The sequence below is a fragment of the Kineococcus deserti genome (assembly GCF_050871945.1).
Classification (GTDB): Bacteria; Actinomycetota; Actinomycetes; order Actinomycetales; family Kineococcaceae; genus Kineococcus.
This window is the reverse complement of sequence record NZ_JBJLSI010000034.1, coordinates 47,908-54,845: the sequence shown is the minus strand read 5'-3', so window position 1 is coordinate 54,845 and position 6,938 is coordinate 47,908. Positions and strand designations below refer to the sequence as shown.

The window sequence follows — 6,938 nt, the reverse complement described above, 5'->3', positions numbered from 1 at the left end:
CGTGGTTCCGCAGGTCTTCCTGCGGAACCACGGCGGTCGTCGTCCACAGGTGCACGGCCACAGGGTGGGCCTGCGGGCCGCGGGCTGGTGGACTGCCCGGCGTGAGCGACCCGTGGCTGACCACCGTCCTGACCCGCGGCGACGGTCCCGACCCCTGCCGGCCCTGGCGCCCGGCCGACCCCGCGGCCCGCGCCGCCGCGGACCGCGACGTGCGGGCGGGTCTGCTGCAACGTGTCGTCGGTGACGTCGTGGTGGCCCGCGACACCCCCGTCGACGCCCTCGCGCGAGCCGGGTCGCTGGCCCTGCTGCTGCCGCCCGGGCTCGTCGTGCTGTCGTGGGCCGCGGCGTGGGTGCACCTCGGACCGCCGCTGGCCCCGCCCACCGAGGTCGCCGTCGCCGGCCACCGGTTGCCGGAACTGGCCGGCGCGAGCGGCGTGCGGATCGCCTTCTCCCGCGTCCGCCCCGCGCCGCAGGAGACCCTCGCCCTGGGCCCGCTGGTCCTGACCACCCCGGCCCGCAGCCTGCTGGACGCGGCCGCCACCCACCCGTACCGCGCGGGGCGGCTGCGGGCGGCGCTGCGCGAGGCCGGGCTGCTGGCGGAGCAGGACCTGCACGAGGCCAGCGGCCGGGCGCGGGGCCGGCAGAACGTGCGGACCGCGCGGCGCGCGCTGCGGCTGCCGCGCGTGGCGACCGCTCCGATCAGCCCTTCTGCGGCTTCGAGGTCATGACGCGGTAGGCGTCGAACACGCCGTCGACGCGCCGGACCGCGCCCAGCACCTGGTTGAGGTGGCTGGGCTCGGCCATCTCGAAGGAGAACTTCGACAGCGCCACGCGGTCCCGGCTCGTGCTGACCGTCGCCGACAGGATGTTCACGTGGTTGTCCGACAGGACCCGCGTGACGTCCGACAGCAGCCGCGCCCGGTCCAGCGCCTCGACCTGGATCTGCACCAGGAACAGGCGGGTCTGCCCCGTCGGCATCGACGAGCCCCACTGCACGTCGACGATCCGCTCGGGTTCCTGGCGCAACCGCACGACGTTCTCGCAGTCCTCGCGGTGCACCGAGACGCCCGCGCCGCGGGTGACGAAACCGACGATCGGGTCGTTGGGCACCGGCGTGCAGCAGCGGGCCAGCTTCACCCAGACGTCGTCGGCGCCGGCCACGACGACCCCGGCGTCACCACTGCTGCGGCCCGTGCGGACCTTGCCCGGGGTGGTGGCCTCGGCGAGGTCCTCCTCGACCGCGGCCTCACCGCCCACGGCGGCGATGAGCTTGTCGACGACGTGCTGGGCCGAGATGTGCCGCTCCCCCACCGCGGCGTACAGCGCCGAGACGTCGGGGTGGTTCAGCTCACGCGCCACGACCAGCAGCGAGTCGTGCGACAGCAGGCGCTGCAGCGGCAGGTGCTGCTTGCGCATGGCGCGCGCGATCTCGTCCTTGCCCTCCTCGATCGCCTCCTCGCGGCGTTCCTTGGAGAAGTGCTGCTTGATCTTGTTGCGCGCCCGCGGGCTCTTGACGAAGGACAGCCAGTCGCGGCTGGGTCCGGCCCCGTCGGCCTTGGACGTGAAGATCTCGACCAGGTCGCCGTTGTCGAGGGTCGAGTCCAGCGGCACGAGCCGGCCGTTGACCCGCGCGCCCATCGTGCGGTGGCCGACCTCGGTGTGCACCGCGTAGGCGAAGTCGACCGGGGTGGATCCCGCAGGCAGCGCCTGCACGTCGCCCTTGGGGGTGAACACGAACACCTGGCTGGCGTTGATCTCCCAGCGCAGGTCGTCGAGGAAGTCGCTGGTGGCCGATTCGCGCTGCCAGTCCACGACGGACTTCAGCCAGTCCATCTCGTTCTGCTGCGCGGCGCCCGTCGCGTTCGGGGCGTCCTTGTACTTCCAGTGCGCCGCGACGCCGTACTCGGCGCGCTGGTGCATGTTGTGGGTGCGGATCTGGATCTCGACCGGCTTGCCCTCGGGCCCGATGACCGTCGTGTGCAGCGACTGGTACATGTTGAACTTGGGCATCGCGATGTAGTCCTTGAACCGGCCCGGGACCGGGTTCCAGCGCGCGTGCAGCGCGCCGAGGACGGCGTAGCAGTCGCGGACGGAGTCGACCAGGACGCGGACCCCGACGAGGTCGTAGATCTCCGCGAAGTCGCGGCCGCGCACGATCATCTTCTGGTAGATCGAGTAGTAGTGCTTGGGCCGGCCCGTCACCGTGGCCCGCACCCGCGCGCTCTTGAGGTCGTCCTCGATCTGCGCGCGCACGCCCTGCAGGTACTCCTCGCGCGCCGGGGCGCGGTCGGCCACCAGCCGGACGATCTCGTCGAACACCTTGGGGTAGACCGTCGCGAACGACAGGTCCTCCAGCTCCCACTTGATGGTGTTCATGCCCAGCCGGTGGGCCAGCGGCGCGTAGATCTCCAGCGTCTCGCGCGCCTTCTTCTCCGCCGAGGCGGCCGAGACGTAGCGCCAGGTGCGGGCGTTGTGCAGCCGGTCGGCCAGCTTGATGACCAGGACGCGGATGTCCTTGGCCATCGCCACGATCATCTTGCGGACCGTCTCGGCCTGCGCGGCGTCACCGTAGGTGACCTTGTCGAGCTTGGTGACGCCGTCGACGAGCAGGGCGATCTCGTCGCCGAAGTCGGCGCGCAGGTCCGCCAGCGTGTAGTCGGTGTCCTCGACGGTGTCGTGCAGCAGCGCCGCGGCCAGCGTCGAGGGTGTCATCCCGAGCTCGGCCAGGATGGTGGCCACCGCGACGGGGTGGGTGATGTACGGGTCACCGCTCTTGCGGCGCTGGCCGTCGTGGGCGCGTTCGGCCCGTTCGAAGGCCGTCTCCACGACCGACAGGTCGGCCTTGGGGTGCGTCGTGCGGACCGTTCGCAGCAGCGGCTCCAGCACCGGGGACACGTTGGCCTGCCGGTGCTGACCGAACCGGGCCAGCCGGGACAGCATCCGGCCGGCGGTCACCGGGCCGGTGTAGGACTCCGCGCCGCGCCGGCGTTCGGGGCCGGCCGGGCGTGCCGTGCCCGGACGCTGCGGCGCCGGAGCCGGGACGATCGCTCCCTGCGGCGCCGGACGAGCCTGGTCCTCGGCTGCGGCAGGCGTGGTCGAGGCGCTCGTGGCGTGCGTGTCGGTGCCCTCGGCCATGGCGCGTCCTCCGTGTCGTCCGGAGGCTCAGTCTAGGTTGAGCGCGGACGGAACGTGACACGACGGGCAGGAGCCGGTCCGATCGTGGCCGTCACCACGGCCCGGACCTCCTCCCGGAGCACCGTGCTGATCACCACAGTGCTTGATCACGACGAGTCCGCGGTGATCAAGCACTCCCGTGATCAAGCACTCCCGGGTGGGGCACTGCAGCGTCAGGGCTGGGTGTGCAGCGCCAGGACCGGCCGGTCCCCCAGCTGCGGGCGGCCGTTCAGGAACCCCAGCTCGAGCAGCACCACGAACCCCACGACGACCGCGCCGGCCTCCTCGAGCAGCTCGCACGCCGCGCGGGCCGTGCCGCCCGTGGCCAGCACGTCGTCGACGACGAGCACCCGCCGCCCGGCGTACTGCGCCTGGGTGGACAGCTCCAGCGAGGCCGTGCCGTACTCCAGCTGGTAGTCGCGGCGCAGCACCGGCGGCGGCAGCTTGCCCGCCTTGCGCACCGGCCAGAAGCCGACGCCGGCCCGCTCGGCCGTGGGCGCGGCGAGCATGAACCCGCGCGCCTCGATCCCGGCCACGGCCTCGGCGCCGACGTGGCGGGCCAGACCCGCCAGCGTCGCGGTCACGCTGGCCAGCGCGGCCGCGTCGGCCAGCAGCGGGGTGATGTCCTTGAACACCACGCCCGGCTGGGGGAAGTCCGGGACGTCCCGGAACCCCGCGGCGACGGTCTGGGCGACCTCGTCGGGGAAGGGGACCTCCAGGCTCACTCGGCTCACTCGGCGCCCTCCGCGGCCACGACGCCCGTACGGACGTCCTCGTCGAGCCTGCGCACCCGCGGTTCGCGGCTGCGCAGCACGACCAGCAGCGGCGTGGCGATGAAGATCGAGGAGTAGGCCCCGACGAGCATGCCGACGAACAGCGCCAGGCTGATGTCGCGCAACGTGCCCGCCCCCAGCAGCAGGTCACCGATGAACAGGATGGCCGCGACGGGCAGCAACGCCACGACGGTGGTGTTCACGGAGCGGACGACGGTCTGGTTGACGGCCAGGTTCGCCGCGGCGGCGAACGTCCGGTCGCGCTTGACGAACGCCTCGGAGGTGTTCTCGCGCACCTTGTCGAAAACCACGACCGTGTCGTACAGCGAGTACCCCAGGATCGTCAGGAAGCCGATGACCGAGGCCGGTGTGACCTCGAACCCGGTGAGCGCGTAGACGCCGGCCGTGATGACCAGGTCGTGGAACAGCGCCACGAGCGAGGCCAGCGCCATCTGCCAGGCGCGGAAGTACAGCGCCATGACGATCGAGACGATGACGAGGAAGACCACCAGGCCGGTCACGGCCTTGTTCGTGACGTCGGCCCCCCAGCTCGGGCCGATGCTCGAACTCGTCACGTCCTCGGCCGGAACCCCGAGCCGGTCCACGAGCTCGGCGCGGATCTCGTCGAGCTGGGCCGTGGTGACGGTCTCGGTCTGGACGCGCACACCGTTCGTGCCGACGGTCGTGACCGTCGGCACGGTGCCCGGCAGGACCGTCTCGACCGCCTCGCGGGCGGTGTCCTGGTCCGACGAGCCGCTGACCCGGAACTCCGAGCCGCCCTCGAACTCGATGCCGAACGTCAGGCCCGGCTTCCACAGCAGGACGGCCGAGATCAGCACCAGGGCCGCGCCGATGAGGAACCACAGCTTGCGGCGGCCGACGAAGTCGACGGAGGACTCACCGGTGTAGAGCCGGTTGCCCAGTTGCGCCATGCTCATCAGGAACCGCCCTCGGTCTCGTCGTCGCGTGCCCCGGGCGTCGCGTCGTGGGCGGAACCGCCGCCGCTGCGGGCCTTCTCGCGTTCGGCCTCCCGTTGAGCACGGCGCCGCTCGGCGACCGTGGGCCGGTGCTCGCCGTGGTGCAGCGCGTGCCGGGCCACGACCGACCCGAGGTGCTCGGGGTCGAAACCGGACAGCTTGTGGCCCCCGCCGAAGAACTTCGTCCTGGCCAGCACCGCGACGACCGGGTGGGTGAAGAGCATGACCACGATCACGTCGATGATCGTCGTGATGCCCAGGGTGTAGGCGAAACCGCGGACGTTGCCGACGGCCAGGACGTACAGCACGACGGCCGACAGCAGGCTGACGGCGTCGGAGATGAGGATCGTGCGCCGCGCCCGGTGCCAGCCGGCCTCGACGGCCGAGGACAGGATCCGCCCGTCGCGGATCTCGTCGCGGACGCGTTCGAAGTACAGGATGAACGAGTCCGCCGTGACGCCGATCGCGACGATGAGGCCCGCGACGCCGGCCAGGCTGAGGCGGAAGCCCTGCAGCCAGCCCAGCAGCAGGATGACGCCGTAGTTCAGCAGGGCGGCCAGCACCAGGCTGGCCACCGTGACCAGGCCGAGGGCCCGGTACTGCACGAGCATGTAGGCCACGACGAGGACCAGCCCGACGAGACCGGCGATGAGGCCGTTGCGCAGCTGGTCCGAGCCCAGCGTCGCGGAGACCTGGTCCTCGGTCTGCACGGTGAAGGAGACCGGCAGCGCACCGAACTGCAGCTGCTGGGCGAGCGCCTCGGCGCTGTCCTGGGTGAAGTTGCCGGTGATGTCGACGTCGGCCCCGAAGCGCTGGTCGACCGTCGGGGCGGTGACGACGAGACCGTCGAGGACCGCGGCGAACTGGTTGCGCGGCGACTCCAGCGTCGAGATGCGGGTCGTCAGCGCCGAGAACGCCTCACCGCCGGCGGCGTTGAACTGCAGGCGGACCAGCCAGCCACCGGTGGTGAACCCCTGCGAGTTCGTGGCCTGCGCCGCGGAGGCGCTGACCAGGTCGGTGCCCTCGAGCTCGGCCGGGCCGAGGATGTACTTGTACGTCCCGTCCTCGCTGCAGGTCACCAGCGGCCGCTCGGGGTCGTCGACGACGCCGCCCGTGCGCTGCGCCGGGTCGGAGCAGTCCAGGTTGCCGTAGACCGTGACCAGGTCGGGGATGCTGAGCCAGGCCTGGTCGCTGGCGTCGGTCGGCGCGGGCGAGGGCGTGCCGGTCGGCTGCCCCGGGCCCGGGGTGGGTGCGGGGGTGGCGATGTCGGCCAGCGACGGCGGGGTGGTCGCGGTCTGCTCCGGCGCGGGAGCCGAGGTGGCGCCGTCGGTGGGCGCGGTGGTCGCGGCCTGCAGGGCGGCCGGGGCGGCGGCGCCGTCGGCGCTCTGCGTCGGCGCCGGGGTCGCGGTGTCCGTCGGCGTCGCGGTGTCCGTCGGCGTGGGCTCGGCGGTGGCCCCCTCGCTCGGCACGGCCGCCTGGACGGGCTCGGCGTAGAGCACCACGCGCATGCGCAGCTGCGCCGACTGCGAGATGAGGTCGAGCTGCTCGCGGGTCGCGGTCCCGGGGATGGAGACGGAGATGTTCTGCCCGCCCTGGACCTGCACCTCGGTCTCGGACAGCCCCGTGGCGTCGACGCGCTGGCGGATGATGTCGGCGGCCCGTTGCACCTGCTCGGTGGGGACGTCGCCGCCGGTCGTCGACCGGGGGGTCAGCACGACCTGCGTGCCGCCCTCGAGGTCGAGCGCGAGGGCCGGTGTCCAGCGCGCGTCGCTCCAGATCGACCCGGCCCCCACCGCCGCGAAGACGGCGACGACGACCAGCACCATGGCCACGAGGGTCCGGTACGGGTGGGGTCGGCGGATCGGTGCGCCGCGGCGCACGCGTGGGGGTCCGCTGGGCGCGGGGGGCCGGTCGTTGGACACTCGGTACCTCGGGACAGGCGCTGTCCGGGTGACGGAACGTCACCCGGTCAGCGCAAGCTTGTCACTGCTCGTGGACGACTGCTGTCTTATCA

5 protein-coding genes are annotated in these 6,938 nt (G+C 72.5%); 1 reads left to right on the top strand and 4 read right to left on the bottom strand.

Features of this window, described 5'->3' with window-relative positions; all coding sequences use genetic code 11:
• Nucleotides 1-101 precede the first annotated feature (101 nt).
• Nucleotides 102-728 carry a hypothetical protein gene (locus ACRYR2_RS20725; RefSeq protein ID WP_432564778.1) on the top strand — a complete coding sequence of 209 codons (627 nt, stop codon included), beginning with the start codon at nucleotides 102-104 and terminating at the stop codon, nucleotides 726-728.
• On the opposite strand, the gene ACRYR2_RS20720 is transcribed toward ACRYR2_RS20725, so the two are convergent.
• From ACRYR2_RS20720 to secD, 4 genes are all read right to left on the bottom strand, one after another.
• Complete coding sequence (locus tag ACRYR2_RS20720; RefSeq protein WP_432564777.1) at nucleotides 700-3,135, bottom strand: RelA/SpoT family protein; 2,436 nt, start codon at nucleotides 3,133-3,135, stop codon at nucleotides 700-702. The genes ACRYR2_RS20725 and ACRYR2_RS20720 overlap by 29 nt on opposite strands.
• Before the next feature lie 212 nt (nucleotides 3,136-3,347).
• The gene (locus ACRYR2_RS20715) at nucleotides 3,348-3,908 is read right to left on the bottom strand and encodes an adenine phosphoribosyltransferase (RefSeq protein WP_432564776.1); all 561 of its coding nucleotides are present in this window, start codon (nucleotides 3,906-3,908) and stop codon (nucleotides 3,348-3,350) included.
• The gene (secF, locus tag ACRYR2_RS20710) at nucleotides 3,905-4,885 is read right to left on the bottom strand and encodes a protein translocase subunit SecF (RefSeq protein WP_432564775.1); all 981 of its coding nucleotides are present in this window, start codon (nucleotides 4,883-4,885) and stop codon (nucleotides 3,905-3,907) included. Before secF ends, ACRYR2_RS20715 begins: the two co-directional genes overlap by 4 nt.
• Complete coding sequence (gene secD / locus ACRYR2_RS20705; RefSeq protein WP_432564783.1) at nucleotides 4,885-6,750, bottom strand: protein translocase subunit SecD; 1,866 nt, start codon at nucleotides 6,748-6,750, stop codon at nucleotides 4,885-4,887. The genes secF and secD overlap by 1 nt, the downstream gene beginning before the upstream one ends.
• Between the last annotated feature and the right edge of the window lie 188 nt (nucleotides 6,751-6,938).

Excerpts from the sequence above, each read along its gene's own strand:
- ACRYR2_RS20720 (WP_432564777.1), bottom strand. The coding sequence starts at position 3,135 with ATGGCCGAGGGCACCGACACGCACGCCACGAGCGCCTCGACCACGCCT.
- secF (WP_432564775.1), bottom strand. The coding sequence starts at position 4,885 with ATGAGCATGGCGCAACTGGGCAACCGGCTCTACACCGGTGAGTCCTCC.
- secD (WP_432564783.1), bottom strand. The coding sequence starts at position 6,750 with ATGGTGCTGGTCGTCGTCGCCGTCTTCGCGGCGGTGGGGGCCGGGTCG.